Source organism: Stenotrophomonas sp. 22LJNL06-5-1 (genome assembly GCF_056861455.1).
In genome coordinates this window covers 89848-111122 of sequence record NZ_JBSPUE010000010.1, presented here as the reverse complement: position 1 = coordinate 111122, position 21275 = coordinate 89848, and the positions used below count along the sequence as shown (strand labels likewise).

At 66.8% G+C, this 21275-nt stretch carries 22 protein-coding genes and 1 pseudogene; 16 read left to right on the top strand and 7 right to left on the bottom strand.

Translation table 11 applies throughout. From position 1 onward, the window contains the following. Positions 1-184: 184 nt before the first annotated feature. Entirely contained in the window at positions 185-514 is a 330-nt protein-coding gene (trxA, locus tag AC13GF_RS19250; RefSeq protein ID WP_005411275.1) for a thioredoxin, read from the bottom strand. Between the two features lie 510 nt (positions 515-1024). Between trxA and rhlB the strand changes: the two genes are divergently transcribed. From rhlB to AC13GF_RS19200, 10 genes and pseudogenes are all read left to right on the top strand, one after another. Further along, complete coding sequence (gene rhlB, locus AC13GF_RS19245) at positions 1025-2746, top strand: ATP-dependent RNA helicase RhlB (RefSeq protein WP_483005684.1); 1722 nt, start codon at positions 1025-1027, stop codon at positions 2744-2746. 119 nt (positions 2747-2865) lie between these two features. After that, entirely contained in the window at positions 2866-3552 is a 687-nt protein-coding gene (ftsE, locus tag AC13GF_RS19240) for a cell division ATP-binding protein FtsE (RefSeq protein WP_019338976.1), read from the top strand. Positions 3553-3555: 3 nt separating this feature from the next. Continuing rightward, positions 3556-4503, top strand: a complete 948-nt coding sequence (gene ftsX / locus AC13GF_RS19235; RefSeq protein ID WP_010481047.1) for a permease-like cell division protein FtsX — start codon at positions 3556-3558, stop codon at positions 4501-4503. A gap of 7 nt (positions 4504-4510) precedes the next feature. After that, positions 4511-5353, top strand: a complete 843-nt coding sequence (locus tag AC13GF_RS19230) for a response regulator (protein WP_099604709.1) — start codon at positions 4511-4513, stop codon at positions 5351-5353. Next, positions 5350-6063: a uracil-DNA glycosylase gene (gene ung / locus AC13GF_RS19225; protein ID WP_483005683.1), complete on the top strand. Its 714-nt coding sequence runs from the start codon at positions 5350-5352 to the stop codon at positions 6061-6063. Before AC13GF_RS19230 ends, ung begins: the two co-directional genes overlap by 4 nt. A gap of 277 nt (positions 6064-6340) precedes the next feature. After that, positions 6341-7216 (top strand): RNA polymerase sigma factor RpoH, encoded by an 876-nt coding sequence (rpoH, locus tag AC13GF_RS19220; RefSeq protein WP_006473441.1) that lies wholly within the window; start codon positions 6341-6343, stop codon positions 7214-7216. Positions 7217-7308: 92 nt separating this feature from the next. After that, positions 7309-7524 (top strand): annotated as a pseudogene (locus tag AC13GF_RS19215) (sigma factor-like helix-turn-helix DNA-binding protein); the annotation flags it as partial. A 146-nt stretch (positions 7525-7670) separates the two neighbouring features. Next, positions 7671-7991 carry a hypothetical protein gene (locus AC13GF_RS19210; RefSeq protein WP_483005682.1) on the top strand — a complete coding sequence of 107 codons (321 nt, stop codon included), beginning with the start codon at positions 7671-7673 and terminating at the stop codon, positions 7989-7991. Between the two features lie 313 nt (positions 7992-8304). Next, positions 8305-8688 (top strand): type II toxin-antitoxin system RelE/ParE family toxin, encoded by a 384-nt coding sequence (locus tag AC13GF_RS19205; protein ID WP_033834072.1) that lies wholly within the window; start codon positions 8305-8307, stop codon positions 8686-8688. Beyond that, complete coding sequence (locus AC13GF_RS19200) at positions 8672-9004, top strand: helix-turn-helix domain-containing protein (protein WP_483005681.1); 333 nt, start codon at positions 8672-8674, stop codon at positions 9002-9004. The genes AC13GF_RS19205 and AC13GF_RS19200 overlap by 17 nt, the downstream gene beginning before the upstream one ends. 76 nt (positions 9005-9080) lie before the next feature. Here the strand turns inward: AC13GF_RS19200 and purD are convergent, their stop codons facing one another. The 4 genes from purD to purH all read right to left on the bottom strand — a co-directional run bounded on the left by purD (position 9081) and on the right by purH (position 13948). Then, positions 9081-10367, bottom strand: coding sequence for a phosphoribosylamine--glycine ligase (gene purD / locus AC13GF_RS19195; RefSeq protein ID WP_483005680.1), 1287 nt, complete (start codon positions 10365-10367; stop codon positions 9081-9083). A gap of 130 nt (positions 10368-10497) precedes the next feature. Further along, positions 10498-11454, bottom strand: a complete 957-nt coding sequence (gene rhuM / locus AC13GF_RS19190) for a RhuM family protein (RefSeq protein ID WP_483005679.1) — start codon at positions 11452-11454, stop codon at positions 10498-10500. A 15-nt stretch (positions 11455-11469) separates the two neighbouring features. Then, positions 11470-12348: a hypothetical protein gene (locus tag AC13GF_RS19185; protein ID WP_483005678.1), complete on the bottom strand. Its 879-nt coding sequence runs from the start codon at positions 12346-12348 to the stop codon at positions 11470-11472. Positions 12349-12364: 16 nt separating this feature from the next. Continuing rightward, the gene (gene purH, locus AC13GF_RS19180; RefSeq protein ID WP_483005677.1) at positions 12365-13948 is read right to left on the bottom strand and encodes a bifunctional phosphoribosylaminoimidazolecarboxamide formyltransferase/IMP cyclohydrolase; all 1584 of its coding nucleotides are present in this window, start codon (positions 13946-13948) and stop codon (positions 12365-12367) included. 223 nt (positions 13949-14171) lie between these two features. On the opposite strand from purH, the gene AC13GF_RS19175 reads away from it, so the two are divergent. From AC13GF_RS19175 to AC13GF_RS19150, 6 genes are read left to right on the top strand one after another with little or no spacing between them, the layout of a single operon-like run. Beyond that, positions 14172-14789: a CDP-alcohol phosphatidyltransferase family protein gene (locus tag AC13GF_RS19175; RefSeq protein WP_483005676.1), complete on the top strand. Its 618-nt coding sequence runs from the start codon at positions 14172-14174 to the stop codon at positions 14787-14789. A 34-nt stretch (positions 14790-14823) separates the two neighbouring features. Continuing rightward, positions 14824-16575 carry a bifunctional alpha/beta hydrolase/class I SAM-dependent methyltransferase gene (locus tag AC13GF_RS19170; RefSeq protein WP_483005675.1) on the top strand — a complete coding sequence of 584 codons (1752 nt, stop codon included), beginning with the start codon at positions 14824-14826 and terminating at the stop codon, positions 16573-16575. Continuing rightward, on the top strand, positions 16575-17903 hold the full coding sequence (locus AC13GF_RS19165) for a phosphatase PAP2/dual specificity phosphatase family protein (RefSeq protein ID WP_483005674.1): 1329 nt from the start codon (positions 16575-16577) through the stop codon (positions 17901-17903). Before AC13GF_RS19170 ends, AC13GF_RS19165 begins: the two co-directional genes overlap by 1 nt. Continuing rightward, entirely contained in the window at positions 17900-18337 is a 438-nt protein-coding gene (locus tag AC13GF_RS19160) for a hypothetical protein (protein WP_483005673.1), read from the top strand. The genes AC13GF_RS19165 and AC13GF_RS19160 overlap by 4 nt, the downstream gene beginning before the upstream one ends. A gap of 13 nt (positions 18338-18350) precedes the next feature. After that, entirely contained in the window at positions 18351-18980 is a 630-nt protein-coding gene (locus tag AC13GF_RS19155; RefSeq protein ID WP_005411260.1) for a lysophospholipid acyltransferase family protein, read from the top strand. Beyond that, positions 18977-19972, top strand: a complete 996-nt coding sequence (locus tag AC13GF_RS19150) for a phosphatidate cytidylyltransferase (protein ID WP_483005672.1) — start codon at positions 18977-18979, stop codon at positions 19970-19972. Before AC13GF_RS19155 ends, AC13GF_RS19150 begins: the two co-directional genes overlap by 4 nt. Positions 19973-20099: 127 nt before the next feature. Here AC13GF_RS19150 and fis read toward each other — a convergent pair whose 3' ends face one another. After that, complete coding sequence (fis, locus tag AC13GF_RS19145; RefSeq protein WP_005419706.1) at positions 20100-20375, bottom strand: DNA-binding transcriptional regulator Fis; 276 nt, start codon at positions 20373-20375, stop codon at positions 20100-20102. 114 nt (positions 20376-20489) lie between these two features. Then, entirely contained in the window at positions 20490-21260 is a 771-nt protein-coding gene (locus AC13GF_RS19140; protein ID WP_483005671.1) for a DUF3426 domain-containing protein, read from the bottom strand. Between the last annotated feature and the right edge of the window lie 15 nt (positions 21261-21275).

Sequence of the window (21275 nt, the reverse complement as noted above, 5' to 3'; positions counted from 1 at the left end):
GCGAACGTTGGGAATGGGTCTGGAAGAAACTGCGTCCAGAGGGTGCGGCACGCGAACGCGGCCGGATATGCCGACACTATCATCGGCCTGCGGCGCCACGCAAGGGTCGCCGGGAACAGCATTCATCATGGGCGCGGGGCGCCCGCCGGCAGCCGCGGTCGGCGGCTGCCGGAGAACAGCAGGATCAGGCCAGGGCCTTGTCCAGCAGGCCGGCCAGCTGGGCCTTGCCCACCGCACCGATCTGCTCGCCGACCTTCTCGCCGTCCTTGAACACGACCAGGTACGGAATCGAACGCACGTGGTACTTGGCGGCCAGCGCACGGTTGTGGTCGACATTGACCTTGGCGATCTTGGCGCGGCCCTGGTAGGCATCGGCCAGCTCGTCCAGCGCCGGGGCGATCATCTTGCACGGACCACACCACTCGGCCCAGAAATCGACCAGCACCGGTTCCTTGGAATTCAGCACTGCGCTATCAAAGTCGGCGTCGCCGACATGTACAACCTTGTCGCTCATCTTGGTTTCTCGTCTTGGATTGCACCCGGCCATGCCGGAGGTGGGTGAACTGGGCCATGCCCGGTGGCGCGACCCTCGTCGTTGCCTCGCGGCGCACTGCCGCGGTGCGTTCGGCGGGATGCCTGGACGCTCACGGCCGGCAGTGTACCCCTATCGCAGGGCGGGGACAGGCGCCGGCTGGAACCCAGCGTATCGTGATCGCTTCGATGCCTGGTATGTGTCGGATTTCACTGTCTTCCTGTACATGGGGCTGGCAGCGGGCGACACCAGCGGCCCTGGCAGGGCCGTTCAAGTCCGGTGTGGCTGGGTGAAGGGCGCCGTCTCTTGACTTTATGAGACGGGTCATTCCGGTTTGCTGGCCCGAGTGCGTTAAACTGGGGCATTGTGCGGCGCGCGGACCGGGTGGTCCCAGCCTGCCAACCCGCCGCAGGGGCCGCAGTTTGCGACGGTGCCCCTAGACGATGAAGTGCCAGCCGCCCCACGGGCCGGCGGCCATACCAAGACGGACTCATGAGCGACAAACCGCTGACCGATTTGACCTTCTCCTCCTTCGAGCTGCATCCGGCCCTGCAGGCCGGCCTTGAAGGAGCCGGATTCACCCGCTGCACCCCGATCCAGGCGCTGACCCTGCCGGTCGCGCTGCCCGGTGGTGATGTTGCCGGCCAGGCCCAGACCGGCACCGGCAAGACCCTGGCCTTCCTGGTCGCTGTCGTGAACCGCCTGCTGACGCGTCCGGCCCTGGCTGACCGCAAGCCGGAAGATCCGCGCGCGCTGATCCTCGCCCCGACCCGCGAACTGGCCATCCAGATCCACAAGGATGCAGTGAAGTTCGGTTCCGACCTGGGCCTGCGTTTCGCGCTGGTCTACGGCGGCGTGGATTACGACAAGCAGCGCGAACTGCTGCAGCAGGGCGTGGACGTGATCATCGCCACCCCGGGCCGCCTGATCGACTACGTGAAGCAGCACAAGGTGGTGTCGCTGCACGCCTGCGAGATCTGCGTGCTGGACGAAGCCGACCGCATGTTCGACCTGGGCTTCATCAAGGACATCCGCTTCCTGCTGCGCCGCATGCCCGAGCGCACCACCCGCCAGACCCTGCTGTTCAGTGCCACCCTCAGCCACCGCGTGCTGGAGCTGGCCTACGAGCACATGAACGAACCGCAGAAGCTGGTGGTTGAAGCCGAGACCATCACCGCCGCGCGCGTGCGCCAGCGCATCTACTTCCCGGCCGACGACGAGAAGATTCCGCTGCTGCTGGGCCTGCTGTCGCGCAGCGAAGGCGCGCGCACCATGGTTTTCGTCAACACCAAGGTGTTCGTCGAACGCGTTGCCCGTTCGCTGGAAAAGGCCGGCTACCGCGTCGGCGTGCTGTCCGGCGACGTGCCGCAGAAGAAGCGCGAGAGCCTGCTCAACCGCTTCCAGAAGGGCCAGCTGGAAATCCTGGTGGCCACCGACGTGGCCGCGCGCGGCCTGCACATCGACGGCATCAAGTACGTCTACAACTACGACCTGCCGTTCGACGCCGAAGACTACGTGCACCGCATCGGCCGCACCGCGCGCCTGGGCGAAGAGGGTGATGCGATCAGCTTCGCCTGCGAACGCTATGCCATGGGCCTGCCGGACATCGAGGCCTACATCGAGCAGAAGATTCCGTCCGAGCCGGTCACCAAGGAACTGTTGACCCCGCTGCCGCGCCCGGAACGCCCGGCCCCGGCTGCAGGCGAGGAAGGCGAGGACAACGAAAGCGTCGGCCAGATCTTCCGCGAAGCGCGCGAAGCCCGCGCCGCCGAGGAAGAGCGTCGCGGCGGTGGCCGTAGTGGCGGCCGTTCAGGCGGTGGCGGTCGTGGTGGTCGCGACGGTGAGCGCAGCGGCGAGCGCCGTTCGCGTGGCCCGCGCAAGCCGCGCGTGGAAGGCGAGCAGGGCGCTGCCGCCCCGGCCGCCGGTGCCGAAGGCGCCGCTGCCCAGGCCCCGCGTCCGCCGCGCCCCCCGCGCGCCGAAGGCGCACCGGAAGCTGCGGTGGACGGCGAGCACAAGCCGCGCAAGCGCCGTCGTCGTCGCCACGGCCGTCCGGTCGAAGGTGCCGAGGGCGTGCAGAACGCCGCCGGCAATGGCGCCAGCCCGGTCACCCCGGTGCAGGTGGTGGCCAAGCCGGTGCGCACGGCTGCTGATACCGGCGATTCGTTCCTGACCCGCATCGGCCGCAAGATCCGCCGGATGCTGTCGGGCAACTGATCGGCGTGCCGATCAGCGGGTAGCACCCGACCGTTGGTCGGGTGGCTTTAAGGGAGTGCCGACCAACGGTCGGCACCCACCGTCTCCACGACGTCGCGCCGGTCCTGCATAATCGGGGCATGAGTGTCCTGCGCTTCGACAATGTCAGCAAACAGTACGCCGGTGGCCACGAGGCACTGACCGATGTCAGCTTCGAGGTCGCGCCGGGCGAGATGCTGTTCGTCACCGGCCACTCCGGTGCGGGCAAAAGCACCCTGCTCAAGTTGATTCACCTGGACGAGCGGCCCAGCCGCGGCGCGGTGGTGTTCGACGAGCGCAACCTGCTGAAGGTGCGTGGCGGCGACGTGCCCCGCCACCGTCGCGCGGTGGGTGCGGTCTACCAGGACCACCGCCTGCTGATGGACCGCTCCATCGCCGAGAACGTGGCGCTGCCGCTGATCCTGCGCGGCACCCGCCGTGGCGACATCAACAAGCGCGTGCGCTCGGTGCTCGAGCGGATGGGCCTGGGCCATCGCGAGAAGGCACTGCCCTCGCAGCTGTCGGCCGGTGAGCAGCAGCGCGTTGGCATCGCCCGCGCCATCGTCGGTGAGCCCAAGCTGCTGGTGGCCGATGAGCCGACCGGCAACCTCGACCCGACCCTGGCGGCGGAGATCATGGCCCTGTTCGCCGAGCTGCCTGCGCGCGGCACCAGCGTGCTGGTGGTCAGCCACGACCTGCCGCTGCTGCGCCGCATGCGCAAGCGCGTGCTGATCCTTGACCACGGCCGGCTGGTGGATGACATCTCGCCGCAGGACCTGGCGGAGTAATCGATGGCGAAGAACGAAAACAGCGAAGCCGCCGCCCCCTCGCGTGTGGGCGTCTGGTTCCAGCACCACGTGCACAGCGTGGTGTTCAGCCTCGGCCGCGCCTGCCGCAAGCCGTGGGCGACCCTGCTGACGGTGATGGTCATGGCGCTAGCGCTGGCCCTGCCGCTGGGCCTGTCGATCGCGCTGGACAACCTCAAGCAGTTCGCCGGCAGCGTGCAGCAGTCGCGTGACATCAATGTGTTCCTGAAGGGCAACGTCGATGGTCCCGGTGCGCTGCGCCTGGCCGGCCAGCTGCGCGACCGCGACGACGTGGCCGAAGTGAACGTGCGCACGCCCGAACAGGGCCTGCAGGAACTGCGCGATGCCGGCCTCGGCGAGGCGATCGATGCACTCAATGACAACCCGCTGCCGTCGCTGCTGGTGATCACCCCGGGCCAGGGCAAGGACGACGCACGCCTGGCGCGCGCGCTGGAAAGCCTGCCCGAGGCCGATCTGGTGCAGCACGACGCACTGTGGCGCCAGCGCCTGGATGCCTGGCTGGCGTTCGGCGCACGGCTGGTGCAGGTGCTGTCGGTACTGCTCGGCGTCGGCGCCGCGCTGGTGGTCGGCAACACGGTGCGCCTGGACATCCAGGCGCGTCGTGAAGAGATCGGCGTGCTGCAGCTGCTCGGCGCCAGTGATGGCTTCATCCGCCGTCCGTTCCTGTACCTGGGCGCGTGGTATGGCCTGGGTGCCGGCGCGGTGGCGCTGGCCCTGATTGCTGCGGCCGGCGCCGCCCTGCGCGTGCCGCTGGCCGAACTCTCGCGCAGCTACGGCAGCCCGTTCGTGCTGCACGGCCTGGACCTTCTGCATGGCAGCCTGGTCCTGCTCGGCACGCTGCTGCTGGGCTGGCTGGGCGCGTGGCTGGTGACCGGCCACTTCCTCCGCCAGACCCGCCCGACCGACACCTGAGACCGGCATGCAACCGCAAGCGCTGAAGCACCTTGAAGGGCCCGCGACGCGGGTGATGGTGGTCGATGGGTCGAAGCTGGTCCGCAAGCTGATCGCCGATGTCCTGCAGCGCGACCTGCCGGGCGTGGAGGTGATCGGCTGCGACAGCATCGAGGATGCGCAGCTGGCGCTGGCGCAGGGCCCGGTGGATCTGGTGACCACCTCGCTGACCCTGCGTGATGGCGACGGCCTGGCACTGGCGCGGATGGTCCGCGAAGCCGCCGGCCAGGCCTATGTGCCGGTGATCGTGGTCTCCGGCGATGCCCAGCAGCACCTGGAGCAGCGCCGCTTCACCGAGTACGTCACCGACTATTTCGACAAATCGCTCGGCCATGAAGCACTGGCGACCTTCATCCGTGGCTACGTGCAGCCGCAGACCATTCCCGGCGCCACCATCCTCTACATCGAGGACAGCCGCGTGGTGGCCGAGGCCACCAAGCGCATGCTGGAACGCCAGCAGTTGAACGTGCTGCACGTGGTCAGCGCCGAAGAGGCGTTCACCCTGCTCACTGCCGAGTCGCTGGGCCGCAGCCGCCACCGCATCGACCTGGTGCTGACCGACGTCACCCTGAAGGGTGAACTGAGCGGCCGCGATGTGGTGCAGCGCGTGCGCGTGGACTTCGGTTACGGCAAGCGTCGCCTGCCGGTGCTGGTGATGACCGGCGATGGCAACCCGCACAACCAGACCGGGCTGCTGCAGTCCGGTGCCAACGACCTGGTGCTCAAGCCGATCGAAGAACGGCTGCTGGTCACCAAGGTGCTGTTCCAGCTGCGCCTGGCCCGATTGAACGATGGACCCCTGATTCGATGATGGATGAAGTAGCCGGCACCCCGACGATCCAGCTGGAACCGAGCTGGAAGCAGCATGTCGGCGATTACCTGTTGCAGCCGCAGATGCGCGAGCTGTCCAGCTTCCTGCGCCAACGCAAGGCCAGCGGTGCGGCGGTGTTCCCGCCGGGCCCGCAGATCTTCGCCGCGTTCGACGCTACGCCGTTCGAGCAGGTGAAGGTGGTCATCCTCGGCCAGGACCCGTACCACGGCCGCGGCCAGGCGCATGGCCTGAGTTTCTCGGTGGCGCCCGGTGTGCCGGTGCCGCCGTCGCTGCTGAACATCTACAAGGAGATCGAGAGCGATCTCGGTGTCCCGCGTCCGGACCACGGCTGCCTGATCCCGTGGGCGCAGCGCGGCGTGCTGCTGCTCAATGCCGTGCTGACGGTGGAAGAGGGCCAGGCCGGTGCCCATCAGGGGCGTGGCTGGGAAGGCTTCACCGACCACGTGGTGGATGTGCTCAACCGCGAACGCGACGGCCTGGTGTTCATGCTCTGGGGCGCGTACGCACAGAAGAAGGGCAAGGTCATCGACACCCGCCGCCATCGTGTGCTGAAGTCGCCGCATCCGTCGCCGCTGTCGGCCCATCGTGGCTTCCTCGGCTGCCAGCATTTCTCGATGGCCAATGAGTACCTGCAGCGCCGCGGCCAGGCCCCGATCGACTGGTCGCTGCCGCCGCGTTCGGCGCTCTGAGCGGGCCGCCCGGCCCGGGCTGAACGCCTGGCAACGTTGCTGACCCTGAATGGGCCTCCAGAACGGCCCGTTCAGCTCCGCTTGACCGGAATCGGCCGGTTTCCGGTAGTTAATTGCTTGAATTCCAAGGGATTGTGAATCCCGAAAAGCGCGCTCGCCACTGTCATCAAATCGCGCTACGGTAGGACTCTGTTTGGGACCAGTGTTGCATCAATAGGATGCTGGAACTTTTTCCTCCTTTAGCAGTCCAAATCCCGGACTGCTAAGATGGGTGCCTATGAGCCAGAACACCTCTACTGCCCTTGTGGCAAACAATCTCCCGATTCCCAGTGCGCTCGGTTCGCTGGACGCCTACATCGGTGCCGTGCACCAGATCCCGGTGCTGTCGGTCGATGACGAACAGGACCTGGCCCGTCGCTTCCGCGACGGCAACGATCTGGACGCTGCCCGCGAGCTGGTGCATTCGCACCTGCGCTTCGTGGTGCATGTGGCCCGCGGCTACAACGGCTACGGCCTTGCCCTGGGCGACCTGATCCAGGAAGGCAACATCGGCCTGATGAAAGCGGTCAAGCGCTTCGACCCGGACATGGGCGTGCGCCTGGTCTCCTTTGCCGTGCACTGGATCCGTGCCGAAATGCACGAGTTCATCCTGAAGAACTGGCGCATCGTGAAGGTCGCCACCACCAAGGCGCAGCGCAAGCTGTTCTTCAACCTGCGCAAGTCGAAGACGCGCCTGGGCTGGATGAACGCGGCTGAAGTCAGCGCGGTGGCCAAGGACCTGAACGTGTCCGAGCGCGAGGTCATGGAAATGGAGTCGCGCCTGTCCGGTCGCGATATCGGTTTCGATGCGCCGACCGACGAGGACAACGAACACGCGCCGCCGTCGCCGGCTGCGTTCCTGGTCGCCAACGACGAAGACCCGTCGATGGCCTACGAGCGTGCCGACAGCGAAGACAACCAGATGCAGCTGCTGCGCGAAGGCCTGGCCGAGCTGGATGCCCGCTCGCGCGACATCATCCGTCGCCGCTGGCTGGATGCCGACAGCAAGGTGACGCTGCAGGAGCTGGCTGACGAATACGGCGTGTCCGCCGAGCGCATCCGCCAGGTCGAGGCGAACGCGCTGAAGAAGATGAAGGCGCTGTTCACCGCGTAAGGCGGGAAGGCGTAGGAATGAAGAAAGGCCCGGCGGTGATGCCGGGCCTTTCTTGTCTGCGCGGATGCCCCCGCTCTGCTGCACACTGCGGTCGGACCGACAGCGAAGACAACCAGATGCAGCTGCTGCGCGAAGGCCTGGCCGAGCTGGATGCCCGCTCGCGCGACATCATCCGTCGCCGCTGGCTGGATGCCGACAGCAAGGTGACGCTGCAGGAGCTGGCTGACGAATACGGCGTGTCCGCCGAGCGCATCCGCCAGGTCGAGGCGAACGCGCTGAAGAAGATGAAGGCGCTGTTCACCGCGTAAGGCGGGAAGGCGTAGGAATGAAGAAAGGCCCGGCGGTGATGCCGGGCCTTTCTTGTCTGCGCGGATGCCCCCGCTCTGCTGCACACTGCGGTCGGACGTCAAAGGCGGTGGCCTGTCAGCGGCGCAGCCCGTACAAGGAGTCCACGGTGAGTTACGAGTACAGACTGGTGTTCGATCACACCTCAGCAGCGAAGCGCGTCATGGACGTACTGGCTGAGGACGCCAGCTGCGTAGGGCGTCAGGGGCCGGATCTCTGGTTGAAGGATCCAGCGCTGCATAACGGCACGGACTACGATGTGGGGCTGACGTACGAAGGTGACTGTTCGCTGTGGTTGCAGATCCAGACCGGCTCCCTGTATCTGCATGCACGCCTGCAGGACGCGCTGGACAGCGCGTCGGTGGTCTGCCTTGAAGACGGCGATATCAGTGACGCCGTAACGCTGCACGCCGCATTTCGCATCCGGTGACAACGACCCGGCTGTGCCGGGTCGTTCCGTTCGGCCAGTAGATCCACGCCACGCGTGGATGCCTGATCTGCATTCACGCTTCGCGTGCGATCGCGCGCCAGCCGATGTCGGTGCGGTGGTACTCGTTTCACCGCATAAGCAGGAAGGCGTTGGAATGAAGAAAGGCCCGGCAGTGATGCCGGGTCTTTTTGTTTTTGGAGCGCATCCACACGTGGCGTGGATCAATCCTGACGCCAGGGCGGCAGCTGCGCCGACCGGAGCATGCGCTGGTCGCTGATTTTCACGCCGTACCACTCGGTGGCACGGTATGATCATGTCACGTGTCTTCCGCACTCGAAGCTTCAACCGCAGTACACGACGTTCTTCACTGACCGATAGAGCCTTGTGCCGCGCGGTGGTGGAAATGCGTCAAGGACTGATTGATGCAGATATAGGGGGCGGCCTTCTCAAAAAGCGAGTTGCGCTGCCGGGCCGCGGAAAGCGCGGTAGTGCCCGCGTTATTGTCGCAACTAAGGTGGGGCGCTACTGGTTCTTTCTCTTCTGCTACGAGAAGAACGCGCGCGCGACCATCAGTAGTGCGGAACGGGATGCCCTTCAGCTGTATGCGTCTGAGTTCTTGAGAATGAGCCCTGCACAGTTGGACAGGGCAGTTATCTGCGGAGAACTGCAGGAGATTTGCCATGACAAAGACGGTTGAACATAGACGTGCAAAGAGTGCGATCCTCGATGCGGTGCATGAAGGCGCGGCGAGCCTTTACGCCAGCGGCTTCATCGACAAGCGGCGCATGAGCATGTACGAGGCGCTTTGTCTGGAGCCTGTGCCCGAATACAGCAGCGCCCAGATCCGTGCACTTCGCACGTCGTTGGAACTTAGCCAGCCGGTGTTCGCAGGTGTGCTCAACACCAGCGTTTCGACGGTCCGTAGCTGGGAACAGGGCGAGAAGAAGCCGAGCGGGCCGTCGCTGAAGCTTTTGAACCTGATCGACCGTAAGGGCCTGGACGCCGTTCTCTAGAGCAAAGGCCCGGCATTGCCGGGCCTCCCTCGTTGGTGAGATTCATCCACGCCACGCGTGGATGCCTGATCCACATTCACCCCTCGCGTGCGATCGCGCGCCAGCCAATGTCGTTGCGGTGGAATTCGTTGGCCCAGGTCACCTTGGCCACGCCGGCATAGGCGTTCGCCTGCGCGTCGCGCACGCTGTCACCCAGCGCAGCCACACACAGCACGCGGCCGCCGGCACTGAGCACCTGGCCCTGTGCATCCAATGCCGTACCGGCATGGAACACCTTGGCACTGGCCGGCACGGCGTCCAGGCCGGAAATCACGTCGCCGGTGATCGGCGTTTCCGGGTACGGCTTGGCGGCCAGCACCACGCCCAGCGACGGGCGCGCATCCCACTGCGCTTCTACCTGGTCCAGGCGGCCGTCGATGGCGGCTTCCACCAGCTCCACCAGGTCCGACTGCAGGCGCAGCATCACCGGCTGGGTTTCCGGGTCGCCGAAACGCACGTTGAATTCGATCACCTTCGGTGCGCCGCTGGCATCGATCATCAGGCCGGCGTAGAGGAAGCCGGTGAACGGGATGCCGTCGGCGATCATGCCCTGCACGGTCGGGTTCACCACCTCGCGCATCACGCGTGCGTGCACCTCCGGCGTCACCACCGGCGCGGGCGAGTAGGCGCCCATGCCACCGGTGTTCGGGCCGGTGTCGCCGTCGCCGACGCGCTTGTGGTCCTGCGAGGTGGCCATCGGCAGCGCATGCACGCCGTCCACCATCGAAATGAAGCTGGCTTCCTCACCATCGAGGAACTCTTCGATCACCACGCGGGCGCCGGCATCGCCGAATGCGTTGCCCGAGAGCATGTCACGCACGGCGTCTTCGGCTTCGGCCTGGGTCATCGCCACGATCACGCCCTTGCCAGCGGCCAGGCCATCGGCCTTGACCACGATCGGGGCGCCCTTCTCGCGGATGTAGGCCAGGGCGGCGTCCACGTCGGTGTGCACGGCGTAGAACGCGGTGGGGATGTTGTGGCGGGCCAGGAAGTCCTTGGCGTAGGCCTTGCTGCCTTCCAGCTGCGCGGCGGCGGCGGTCGGCCCGAAGATGCGCAGGCCGGCGGCGCGGAAGCGGTCGACCACGCCGGCCACCAGCGGTACTTCCGGGCCGACCACGGTCAGCGCCACGCCTTCGGCCTGTGCCAGCGCCAGCAGGCCGTCGATATCGGTGACCTTGACCGCCACGTTGCGGCACTTGTCTTCGCTGGCGGTGCCGGCGTTGCCGGGCGCCACGATCACTTCGGTGACACGGGAGGACTGGGCCAGCTTCCATGCCAGGGCGTGTTCGCGGCCGCCAGAGCCGATGACAAGAATCTTCTTCATTTGGGAAGTATCCGAACTGGGAATCAGGAAGGAAAACGGTGGTGGGGGAGGGGTACTGCTCAATCCTCGCGCTTCGGCGCTGCAGCGATGAGCGCTTTTGCTTCTGCTTCGAGCTGGCGGAGATCCTCATCTACTTCCTGCTCGGACACGATCCGGTCGCCACTGCGGCGCTGTTCGTCGAACTGGCGGTAGCGCTCGGCAATGACTGTCGCCATCTGTTGGTGCGAGACCTGCCCTGCGCCCTCCAGAATCGCGCGCTCATTGAAGTCCAGGAACCGATCCGTCTGAGCAAGTCCGACATCCGCATCTCGACGCGACGCTCGGCGCGGTCTTCGGCGAAGTCCAGGAACATAGTTACCAAGCGGTTGAGTTGTTCCAGCTCTGGTTGCGCCAGATAGTTCTTGGAGACCAAGGCATCGGACTTCCTGATGCGGTCACCACTCCAGTGGGTCAGGCCAAGGGTCGCCGAGTCCGGATCGGCACGATCGACGATCAACTGCGCGGCGGTGCGGCCGGTGACAGCGTAGACAAGCTTGTTCTGGATCGTGGCGAAGAACGCTTTGGCCGTCTGTGCCGTACCGTCATAGTCGCTGCTGGTAGCTTTGAACAGGTCGCGCAGCGTCTGGTAGAAGCGCTTTTCGGAGCTGCGGATATCGCGGATGCGACTCAGCAGTTCCTTGAAGTAGTCAGCGCGCTCGGCATCCTTCAGCCTTTCATCGTTGAGCAGGAAGCCCTTGAGCAGGTACTCGGCCAGTGTTGAGCCTGCCCAGCGTCGGAACTGGCGACCGCGTGGTGACCGCACCCGGAATCCGACTGCCAGGATCAGTTCAAGTCGATAAAGCTGCGTCCTGTATCGCTTGCCATCGGCAGCAGTAGTCAAGTCAAACTTGACAACTGAATCGGCGGCAAGCTCGCCTTCCTCCAGGATTCTCCGCACATGCAGGCTGATGTTCTGTTTGGTCGTATCAAACAGTTCGGCCATCTCGCCCTGGGTCATCCACACTGTCCCCTCCGCAGCGCGCAGGTGGACCTCCGTCCGGCCGTCGTCGGTGCGGTAGAGGATCAGTTCGCCGAGGGAGCTATTCATGCTGGTCGATATGCCTCACTCGCAGCCTTCGCGTCGCAGCGATTCGGGGAAGGAATAAGCCCAGGTCTTCGGGTCCAGGGTGAAGCGGTGTTCCTGCCGGACCTGCTTGCCACCACAGGTGGCTCCGGTTTCGTCGATCAGCAGCGGCCAGACGCGCGCGCTGCGGTCGCTGTCGTCGAAACGCAGGGCGAAATCGATGCTGAAGCGGCGGGTGCGGCAGTCAGTGGCCGTGTCGGGGTCGGTACTGGCGTCGACCGTGTCGCACTCGTACTGGGCGTCATTGTCGATATGGCTGCGCACGCTGCCGCTGGCAACCAGGCCGTTCGGGCCCGGCAGGATCAGCGACTGCGAGAGCAGCGAGAAACCCTGCCCGAACCAGCCGTCCTCGACGCGGAAACCATAGAAGTCGCTGCCGGCGCGGATGATGCTGGCGGTACCGGGCTGGCCGCCGCTGCCGAAGCGCTCGCCGGTCAGTTCGCTGGTCACTTCGAAGCCATCGTCCTTCGGGCGCAGCACGAAGAACTCGATGGTTCCCGGGTCGATGTGCGCGCCATCGACCAGCGCACCGCACACGGCCAGCAGCTGTTGCCAGCTGTCACCGTTCACCACCGGTTGCTCCGCACAGACCTGCCAGTCCACCGGATGGGTGTCGTCGTCCTGGGTCCAGCTGCCGCGCCATTCACCGGAGAGCGTGGCGTTGCTGCCGTAGCGCTCAGCCAGGAAGGCCTGCAGCCGCGCGGTGCGGCTGACATGCTGTTCCGGTGCGGCGGGGACCGCCGCAGGCGCATCCACCTTCGGCGCCACGCCGGGCTCGGCAGCAGGCTTGCAGCCCGCCAGCGCGGCCGCGCCCACGAGGGCGAGGGCGGCCAGCGATTTCATCGAAACTGTGGACATCCGTGTCGCTCCAGGATCAATGACGGAAGTGGCGCACGCCGGTGAACACCATGGCCAGGCCATGTTCGTCGGCGGCGGCGATCACTTCGGCATCGCGCATCGAGCCGCCCGGCTGGATGACCGCCTTGATGCCGGCGGCCGCTGCGGCATCGATGCCATCGCGGAACGGGAAGAACGCATCGGAGGCCATCACCGAACCATCCACCACCAGGTTCGCGTCGGCCGCCTTGATGCCGGCGATGCGCGCGGAGTAGACGCGGCTCATCTGGCCGGCGCCCACGCCAATCGTGCGGTTGTCCTTGGCATAGACGATCGCGTTGGACTTCACGAACTTGGCCACCTTCCAGGCGAACAGCAGGTCGGTGAACTGCTTGTCGGTCGGTGCCAGCTTGCTCACCACCTTCAGCTCATCGCGGGTCATGCCGCGGTTGTCCGAAGACTGCAGCAGCAGGCCCGAGCCCACGCGCTTGCTGTCGAAGTTGTTCAGGCCATCGCCATGCGGGATGCGCAGCACGCGCACGTTGGCCTTCTTCTGCGCGTATTCCAGCGCGGCCGGCTCGTAGTCCGGGGCGATCAGCACTTCCACGAACTGGCGGTCGAGGATGACTTTCGCGGTAGCGGCGTCCAGCGGCTTGTTGAAGGCGATGATGCCGCCGAAGGCGCTGGTCGGGTCAGTGGCGTAGGCCAGCTCGTAGGCATCGCCGTTGCCGGCACCGACGGCCACGCCGCACGGATTGGCGTGCTTGACGATGACGCAGGCCGGCGCGTCGAACTGGCGCACGCATTCCCACGCCGCATCGGCATCGGCCAGGTTGTTGTAGCTCAGTTCCTTGCCCTGCAGCTGCTGGAAGGTGGCCAGCGTGCCCGGCACCGGGTACAGGTCGCGGTAGAAGGCGCCGCTCTGGTGTGGGTTCTCGCCGTAGCGCAGGTCCATCACCTTCACGAAGGTGGAGTTCATCTGCGCCGGGTACTCGGCACGCACCGGCACCGCGGCGTCGGTGGCGGTGACCGCCGACAGGTAGTTGCTGATCGCGGCGTCGTACTGGGCGACGCGGTTGAACGCGGCCACCGAGAACGCAAAGCGGGTGGCGGCCGTCAGCTGGCCGTTGTTGGCCTCCAGCGAGGCCAGCAGTTCGGCGTACTGCGACGGGTCGGTGGCCACTGCCACGCGGGCGAAGTTCTTGGCCGCCGAACGCAGCATGGCCGGGCCGCCGATGTCGATGTTCTCGACCGCGTCGGCCAGAGTGCAGTCGGCCTTGGCGGTGACCGATTCGAACGGGTACAGATTCAGCACCAGCAGGTCGATGGCGCCGATGCCGTGCTCGGCCATGACCGCATCATCCAGGCCCGAACGGCCCAGCAGGCCGCCGTGCACCATCGGGTGCAGGGTCTTGACCCGGCCGTCCATCATTTCCGGGAAACCGGTGACCTCGGCCACGTCCTTCACGGCCAGGCCCGCATCGCGGATCGCCTTGGCGGTACCGCCGGTGGACAGCAGCTCCACGCCGCGTGCCGCCAGCGCAGTGGCCAGCTCGACCAGGCCGGTCTTGTCGGAAACGGAGAGGAGGGCCCGGCGGACGGGCAACAGATCAGCAGTCATGGGACAGAATCGGCAGCGGAGCGGGGCCGATATTGTAGGCGGTGGGGGCCGGTGGCGGGCGCTGGAAGGGGTAATTTGCCGTGGCAATCGGCGTAAGGCCGGGTCGGGCACACCGATCCGGCCCGATCCGGGGGCTGGCCTGCGGACCAGAGCAGGGTTGCCGGAATCTGCCAACGATGGGGTAGGCTGTGCCCGCACTGCCAAGGATCAGCGGGTACGGATCATGTCGATCTATGCATTGAAAGGACGTTTCCAGGACCTGTTGCGTCCGGCCGTACGCGGCCTGTACCGCATGGGGATCACCGCCAATACGGTGACCGTGGCCGCCGCCGTGGTCTCGTTGCTGGTGGCCGCCGCCGTCTGGTGCTGCGCGCCGGCCCAGCCCCTGCTGTACCTGCTGCTGCCACTGTGGATGCTGCTGCGCATGGCGCTCAACGCCGTGGACGGCATGCTGGCCCGCGAGTTCGGCCAGCAGTCGCGGCTGGGCGCCTATCTGAACGAGTTGTGCGATGTGATCGCCGACGCGGCGCTGTACCTGAGCCTGATCAGTGTGCCGGGCGTACGCCCGGAAGCACTGTGGCTGTTGGCCTGGACAGCGGCGCTGAGCGAGTACGCCGGCGTGCTGGGGCTGATGGTCGCTGCCAGCCGCCGCTATGACGGCCCGATGGGCAAGAGCGATCGCGCCTTCGTGATCGGTGCGCTGGGCCTGCTGCTGGCGTTTGAGTGGGTTGGCGCGATGACGGTCACTGGCGTGGCCGCGGCCATGGCGGTGCTGTGCGTGCTGACGATGATCAACCGCGTCCGTCGCGGACTGCGGGAAGCGGCGGTTTCGCCGAATTAATCAAGCAGATACAAAAAGACAATCAGGAGATTGCATGCGTCAGGCGCAGGAACGGGAATTCCACAGCTTCGACCAGGTACCGCTGTTCTACCGGTACTGGGCGGGCACCACCGCCACCCCGGCCACCCGGGCCATCGTGCTGCTGCACCGCGGCCACGAGCACTCCGGCCGGGTCACCCATCTGGTCGATGAGCTGGACCTGCCGGACACCGCCTTCTTCGCCTGGGATGCGCGCGGCAATGGCCGTTCGCCGGGCGCACGTGGCGATGCACCGGGCTTCCCGGCGCTGGTGCGCGACCTGGACAGCTTCATTGCCCACATCGGCGCCGAGCATGGCATCGCGGTGGAGGACATCGTGGTGATCGCGCAGAGCGTGGGGGCGGTGGTCGCCGCGACCTGGGTGCACGACTACGCGCCGCGCCTGCGCGCGCTGGTGATGGCTTCGCCGGCGTTCAAGGTGAAGCTGTACGTACCGTTCGCGCGCCCGGGCCTGGCATTGATGCAGAAGCTGCGCGGCAATTTCTTCGTCAACAGCTACGTCAAGCCGCAGTGGCTGACCCACGATCCGGAGCGGGTGGAAAGCTACCGCACCGATCCGCTGATCACCCGGCCGATTTCGGTGCGCGTGTTGCTGGGCCTGTACGAAGCGGCCGACCGCATCGTCGCCGATGCGCAGGCGATCAGCGTGCCGGTGCAGCTGCTGGTGTCCGGCTCGGACTTCGTCGTCCACCGTGCCCCGCAGGATCGCTTCTACGAGCGCCTGTCCAGCCCGATCAAGGAGCGCGTGCATCTGCCGGGCTTCTTCCATGACACGCTGGGCGAACGTGATCGGGCGCCGGCGCTTGCGCGCATCCGCAGTTTCATCCAGGCACGTTTCGCCGAGCCGCTGCGTGAGCTGTCACGGCGCGATGCGCACCGCCATGGGCCGACCTTCGAAGAATCGGAAATCCTGGCGTGGCCACCGGAGCGCAACAGCCTGGCTGACCTGCGCTGGCGCGTGGTGCGCGGTGGCCTGCGATTTGGTGGCACGTTGTCCGAAGGCATCGCACTGGGCCTGCAGACCGGTTTCGATTCCGGCAGCACGCTCGACTACATCTATCGCGACCAAGCGCGTGGCAAGGGCCCGCTGGGCCGCATGGTCGACCGCAACTATCTGGATGCAATCGGCTGGCGCGGCATCCGTGTGCGCGGCCAGCACCTGCAGGAACTGCTGCGCGATGCCGCCCAGCGCCTGCGCGGGCAGGGCACGCCGGTGCGCGTGCTGGACGTGGCCGCTGGCCATGGCCGCTATGTGCTGGAAGCCCTGGGCCAGGGCGAGCAGCGCGCCGACCGTATCGTGCTGCGCGACTTCAGCGATCTGAACGTGACCCAGGGCCAGGCCTTGATCGAGCACCTCGGGGCGACCGACATCGCGCGCTTCGAGCAGGGTGATGCGTTCGACCCGGTACAGCTGGCCAAGGTCGATCCAGCGCCGACGCTGGCGGTGGTATCGGGCCTGTACGAACTGTTCCCCGACAATGATGCGGTGCTGCGCTCGCTGCAGGGTATCGCCGCGACCGTGCCGGTGGGCGGCTACCTGGCCTACACCGGCCAACCCTGGCATCCGCAGCTGGAATTCATCGCCCGCGCGTTGACCAGCCATCGTGGCGGCGCCGCGTGGGTGATGCGCCGCCGTACCCAGCAGGAGATGGATGAGCTGGTGCGCCTGGCCGGGTTCGAGAAGGTGGCGCAGCGCATCGATGACTTCGGCATCTTCACCGTGTCGCTGGCTCGCCGGACCGCGTGATGGCGACGCTCGCTGCAACCCCGCTGGCCGCGGAAGGGCGCCCCTGGCGGCGCGCCCTGCTGTGGCTGGCCCTGCTGGGCCCGTTCTTCTTCGCCAGCTATGGCTTTGCCAACTGGATGGCCGGCCGCCATGCCACGCTGCCGGTGATGGCGTTCGCATGGGAGGCACGCATTCCGTTCGTGCCGTGGACGATCGTGCCGTACTGGTCGATCGACCTGTTCTACGCGGTCTCGTTCTTCCTGTGCCGGCAACGGCTGGAGCTGGACCGGCACGCGTTGCGGCTGTTCAGTGCGCAGGTCATCGCGGTCACCTGCTTCCTGCTGTGGCCGCTGCGCTTCAGCTTCGAACGGCCGGAGATCGGCGGCGTGTTCGGTTGGTTGTTCGATGTGCTGCTGGGCTTCGACAAGCCGTTCAACCAGGCACCGTCGCTGCACATCGTGCTGCTGATCGTGTTGTGGGTGAAGTTCGCGCAGTATCTGCACGGGGTGTGGCGCGGGGTACTGCATGTGTGGGCGCTGCTGATCGGCGTCTCGGTGCTGACCACGTTCCAGCATCATTTCATCGATATCCCGACCGGCCTGCTGGCCGGTTGGCTGTGCGTCTGGCTGTGGCCGGAGCAGGGCACGCCACCGTTGCGGGCGTGGCACACCGCGCGTGATGCCAAGCGTTGGCGATTGGCAGCGCTGTACCTGCTGGGGGCTGCTGTATTGCTGGTGCCGGTGGTGCTTCTGCGTGGCGCAGCGTTGTGGCTGCTGTGGCCGGTGGTGTCGTTGCTGCTGGTGGCGCTGGCATATGCCGGGCTGGGTGCGGCGGTGTTCCAGAAACGCGCCGATGGTCGCCTGACCATGGCCGCGCGCTGGCTGCTGGCGCCGTACCTGGGCGCCGCCTGGATAAATTCGCGGTTGTGGACGCGGCGTGCGCCGCAGCCGGTGCCGGTGATGGATGGCGTGTGGCTGGGGCGCATTCCCTCTGAGGCATTGCCGGCACCCCTGGTGGGCGTGGTCGATGCCTGTGCCGAGCTGTCCTGCCGCGCGCCGGGCGCCGCGTATGCCAGCGTGCCGATGCTGGACCTGGTGGTCCCTGCACCGGAACAGCTGCGCGAGGCGGCCGAGGCCATCGAGCGGCTGCATGCGCGCGGGCCGTTGCTGGTGTGCTGTGCGCTGGGCTATTCGCGCAGCGCCGCCAGCGTCGCCACCTGGCTGCTGCGCAGTGGCCGTGCGGCCGATGTGAACGCGGCAGTGGCGATCGTGCGGGCTGCACGCCCCGGCATCGTGCTGGGCGCGGCGCATCTGCATGCCATCACTGCTGCGGCCGGAGCGCGCGCATGAGCATGGTTCCCGATCTGGCGACCCTGCAGGTGCTGCTGCGCCAGGGACGTTGGCCGGCGCTGCTGTCGCTGGGCCTGTTGCTGGTGGCGCTGCTGCTGCTCGGCATCGAGCCGGGGCTGGCGATGATCGCTGCCGGCCTGTTGCTGCTCAGTGTTGCTGCGGGCATCGCACAGGCCTATCACGCGTGGCGGGTGGGGCTGGATGCCAGCCTGCTGCAGCTGCTGCGCGATGAAGGCCTGGATGGCGAAGCCGCCGCGCGCCGCATCGATCAGCTGCTGCACGACAGTGGCCTGCGCCGCGCGTCGCCCGATGCGCCACTGCGTGGCTGGGATGCGCGCTGGTCCGGCATGCGTCGCCTGCTGCTGCGCCAGTACCTGCTGACCGCAGTGCAGTTCGCACTGCTGGTGCTGGCCGTGTTGTGGCCGCAGACGTGAACCGGAGGGACCGATGTTTGCCGAACTGATTGCCCGCGCCTGCAGTGGCGCGATCCATGTGGTGACCGGCGCACGCGCGCTGTGGATCGGTTGCGCGCCGTCCAGCGAGCGCCGCGTGTACTACGGCAACCACGCCAGCCATGGTGACTTCGTGCTGATCTGGTCGTCGATGCCACCGGCACTGCGGCGCCAGGTGCGCCCGGTGGCCGCGGCCGAATACTGGCAGCGTGATGGCCTGCGTCGCTACCTGATCGACGCCGTGTTCAACGGCGTGCTGGTCGAGCGCGAGGCTGGCCATCGCCAGCAGGATCCGCTGCAGGCCCTGCGTGACGCGGTGGACGAAGACTGCTCGCTGATCCTGTTTCCGGAAGGTACCCGCAACGTGGGCGATGAGCCGCTGCTGCCGTTCAAGAGCGGCATCTATCACCTGGCACGGCAACGGCCGGAGCTGGAATTCGTGCCGGTATGGATCGACAACCTGAAGCGGGTGATGCCGAAGGGCCGGTTCCTGCCGCTGCCGCTGCTGTGCACGGCCACCTTCGGTACGCCGCTGCGGCTGCAGGCCGACGAGGACAAGGCGGCCTTCCTGGCCCGCAGCCGGCAGGCGCTGCTGGACCTGGCGCCGAATGGAGGTCGCGCATGAGTTTCGTGCTGGATGTATCTGGCGATCTGGCAACGCAGAGTGTCGGCCAGCAGACCGGCCTGCTGTTTGCCGGTGTCGGCGCGGTGCTGGTGCTGGCCACGCTGGTGGCCGAGACCCTGCGCTGGCGCCAGCGCGGGCAGCCCAGTGCGGTCATCGCCAATCTGGTGTCACGCATCCGTGCCTGGTGGGTGATGGCGATCGTGGTCGGGCTGGCGCTGTTCTTCGGCCGTGCCGGGGTGATCGTGCTGTTCGCGATCATCTCCTTGTTCGCGCTGCGCGAGTTCATCACCCTGGCGCCGACCCGCTCGGGCGATTACTACGCGCTGCTGGCCGCGTTCTACATCGTCCTGCCGTGGCAGTACTACCTGGTGTGGATCGACTGGTACGGCATGTACACGCTGTTGATTCCGGTCTATGCGTTCCTGTTCCTGCCGATCCTGTCGACCATCGGCGGTGACACCACGCACTACCTGGAGCGCACGGCGAAGGTGCAGTGGGGGCTGATGATCTGCGTGTTCTGCATCTCGCATGTGCCGCTGCTGCTGAACCTGCATGTGCCCGGACATGACCCCTCGCGCAACGTGCTGCTGTTCGCCTTCCTGGTGATCGTGGTGCAGTCCTCGGACGTGCTGCAGTACATCTGGGGCAAGCTGCTGGGCAAGCACCTGATCGCGCCGAAGCTGTCGCCGTCGAAGACGGTGGAGGGCTTCGTGGGCGGCGTGCTGAGTGCCAGCGCGCTGGGCGCGGCGCTGTGGTGGATCACCCCGTTCACGCCGATGCAGGCGTTCGGCCTGTCGTTGCTGATCAACCTGATGGGGTTCTGGGGTGGCCTGGTGATGTCGGCGATCAAGCGTGATCGTGGCATCAAGGATTGGGGCCACATGATCGAGGGCCATGGTGGCATGCTCGACCGGCTGGATTCGGTGTGCTTCGCCGCGCCGGTGTTCTTCCACGTGGTGCGGTATTACTGGAAGGCGGGCGGCGGCGGTTGATTCTGCCGGCTTCCATCCACGCATGGCGTGGATCTACCGGTAGTGCCGGCCGCTGGCCGGCAACTGCAACATCCTGCCATTGTTCATGGGGTTGCCGGCCAGCGGCCGGCACTACCCAGGTGCGCGCTTACGCGCTGATGCCGTATTCCTTCAGCTTCTTGCGCAGGGTGGCGCGGTGGATGCCCAGCATCGCCGCGGCGCGGCTCTGGTTGCCTTCGCAGTGGTTGAGCACTTCCACGAACAGCGGGATTTCCATCTCGCGCAGCACGATCTCGTAGACATCGTCCGCATCGCAGCCATCAAGGTCACGCAGGTAGCGGCGCACGGACTGGGCGACGTGTTCACGCAGCGGTGGCCGGGGAGCGCCACGACTGTTGTCAGGACGAGAAAGGACAGCGTTCAAGGGGGTTCCCGATTCGGTTGGCCCGTGCGCGCGGAGCGCGCGGCCGGACGAGGTGGTGGCGGCCAGTCTAGCGCGAGCGTGCCCGGCCTGCCACGGCTGGTCGCCTCACCCCGGTCAGAGGAAGTCGAAGGTGAATGCGACGGTGGACGCTGCGGGCTCCTGTACCCGGAACGCGACGCGCGCGCTCTGGCCCGGTTCCAGCAGGGCTGCGCCGGGGTTCTCACCCAGGTACTGCGCGGGCGTGAACACACCGCTGCCGATCACCCGGCCATCGGCATCGGACAATGACAGCCGCAGGTCCGGCCACGCCTGTGCCCAGCGCGCATCGTTGCGGATGCTGGCCTGCACCTGCAGCACGCCGGCCTGGCCTGGCAGGGGGCGGATCTCGCGGCTGGTCATGGTGAACGCCGTGGGTTCGTGCCAGGTAGGCAGGCTGCAGCGCAGCACGCCGCACAGCGTGCCCAGCCATGCGCGGTTGCCGGCGTCGGCGGCCAGCCGCGCGCGGTCGGCCAGCACGCTCTGCAGTAGCAGCAGCAATGCCAGCCCGGCGACCAGCAGCCAGTGCCAGCGGGGTGCTGGCAGCGTGCGCGCGCGTGCGCTGCCGAGGAAGCTGGGAGCATCACTGGCGACCGCCGTCGCCTGCACCGCGAGCGGCGCAGGCTCGACGGCTGCTGCTTCATCAACGATGACAACGTCATCGTCGTGTCGCATCTCTGTCGCCGGTGGTCGTGCCAGGTCGATGGGCTCGACGGGCATCTGCTCCACAGGCGTTGTGTGCCCGGCTTCGTCCTGCGTGCGCGCATCGGTCGCAGGCGCGGGCTCACCTTCCGGCGTCGTGCGCAGGAAGGTGGCCAGGGGACGGCGCGGTGGGTTCGGCTCGGACATGCTCAGGGCGCGGGC

Bases quoted from the DNA above. Each gene is read 5' to 3' on its own strand.
- trxA (WP_005411275.1), bottom strand. From the start codon at position 514: ATGAGCGACAAGGTTGTACATGTCGGCGACGCCGACTTTGATAGCGCA.
- rhlB (WP_483005684.1), top strand. From the start codon at position 1,025: ATGAGCGACAAACCGCTGACCGATTTGACCTTCTCCTCCTTCGAGCTG.
- ftsE (WP_019338976.1), top strand. From the start codon at position 2,866: ATGAGTGTCCTGCGCTTCGACAATGTCAGCAAACAGTACGCCGGTGGC.
- ftsX (WP_010481047.1), top strand. From the start codon at position 3,556: ATGGCGAAGAACGAAAACAGCGAAGCCGCCGCCCCCTCGCGTGTGGGC.
- AC13GF_RS19230 (WP_099604709.1), top strand. From the start codon at position 4,511: ATGCAACCGCAAGCGCTGAAGCACCTTGAAGGGCCCGCGACGCGGGTG.
- ung (WP_483005683.1), top strand. From the start codon at position 5,350: ATGATGGATGAAGTAGCCGGCACCCCGACGATCCAGCTGGAACCGAGC.
- rpoH (WP_006473441.1), top strand. From the start codon at position 6,341: ATGAGCCAGAACACCTCTACTGCCCTTGTGGCAAACAATCTCCCGATT.
- AC13GF_RS19205 (WP_033834072.1), top strand. From the start codon at position 8,305: ATGTCACGTGTCTTCCGCACTCGAAGCTTCAACCGCAGTACACGACGT.
- AC13GF_RS19200 (WP_483005681.1), top strand. From the start codon at position 8,672: ATGACAAAGACGGTTGAACATAGACGTGCAAAGAGTGCGATCCTCGAT.
- purD (WP_483005680.1), bottom strand. From the start codon at position 10,367: ATGAAGAAGATTCTTGTCATCGGCTCTGGCGGCCGCGAACACGCCCTG.
- rhuM (WP_483005679.1), bottom strand. From the start codon at position 11,454: ATGAATAGCTCCCTCGGCGAACTGATCCTCTACCGCACCGACGACGGC.
- AC13GF_RS19185 (WP_483005678.1), bottom strand. From the start codon at position 12,348: ATGTCCACAGTTTCGATGAAATCGCTGGCCGCCCTCGCCCTCGTGGGC.
- purH (WP_483005677.1), bottom strand. From the start codon at position 13,948: ATGACTGCTGATCTGTTGCCCGTCCGCCGGGCCCTCCTCTCCGTTTCC.
- AC13GF_RS19175 (WP_483005676.1), top strand. From the start codon at position 14,172: ATGTCGATCTATGCATTGAAAGGACGTTTCCAGGACCTGTTGCGTCCG.
- AC13GF_RS19170 (WP_483005675.1), top strand. From the start codon at position 14,824: ATGCGTCAGGCGCAGGAACGGGAATTCCACAGCTTCGACCAGGTACCG.
- AC13GF_RS19165 (WP_483005674.1), top strand. From the start codon at position 16,575: ATGGCGACGCTCGCTGCAACCCCGCTGGCCGCGGAAGGGCGCCCCTGG.
- AC13GF_RS19160 (WP_483005673.1), top strand. From the start codon at position 17,900: ATGAGCATGGTTCCCGATCTGGCGACCCTGCAGGTGCTGCTGCGCCAG.
- AC13GF_RS19155 (WP_005411260.1), top strand. From the start codon at position 18,351: ATGTTTGCCGAACTGATTGCCCGCGCCTGCAGTGGCGCGATCCATGTG.
- AC13GF_RS19150 (WP_483005672.1), top strand. From the start codon at position 18,977: ATGAGTTTCGTGCTGGATGTATCTGGCGATCTGGCAACGCAGAGTGTC.
- AC13GF_RS19140 (WP_483005671.1), bottom strand. From the start codon at position 21,260: ATGTCCGAGCCGAACCCACCGCGCCGTCCCCTGGCCACCTTCCTGCGC.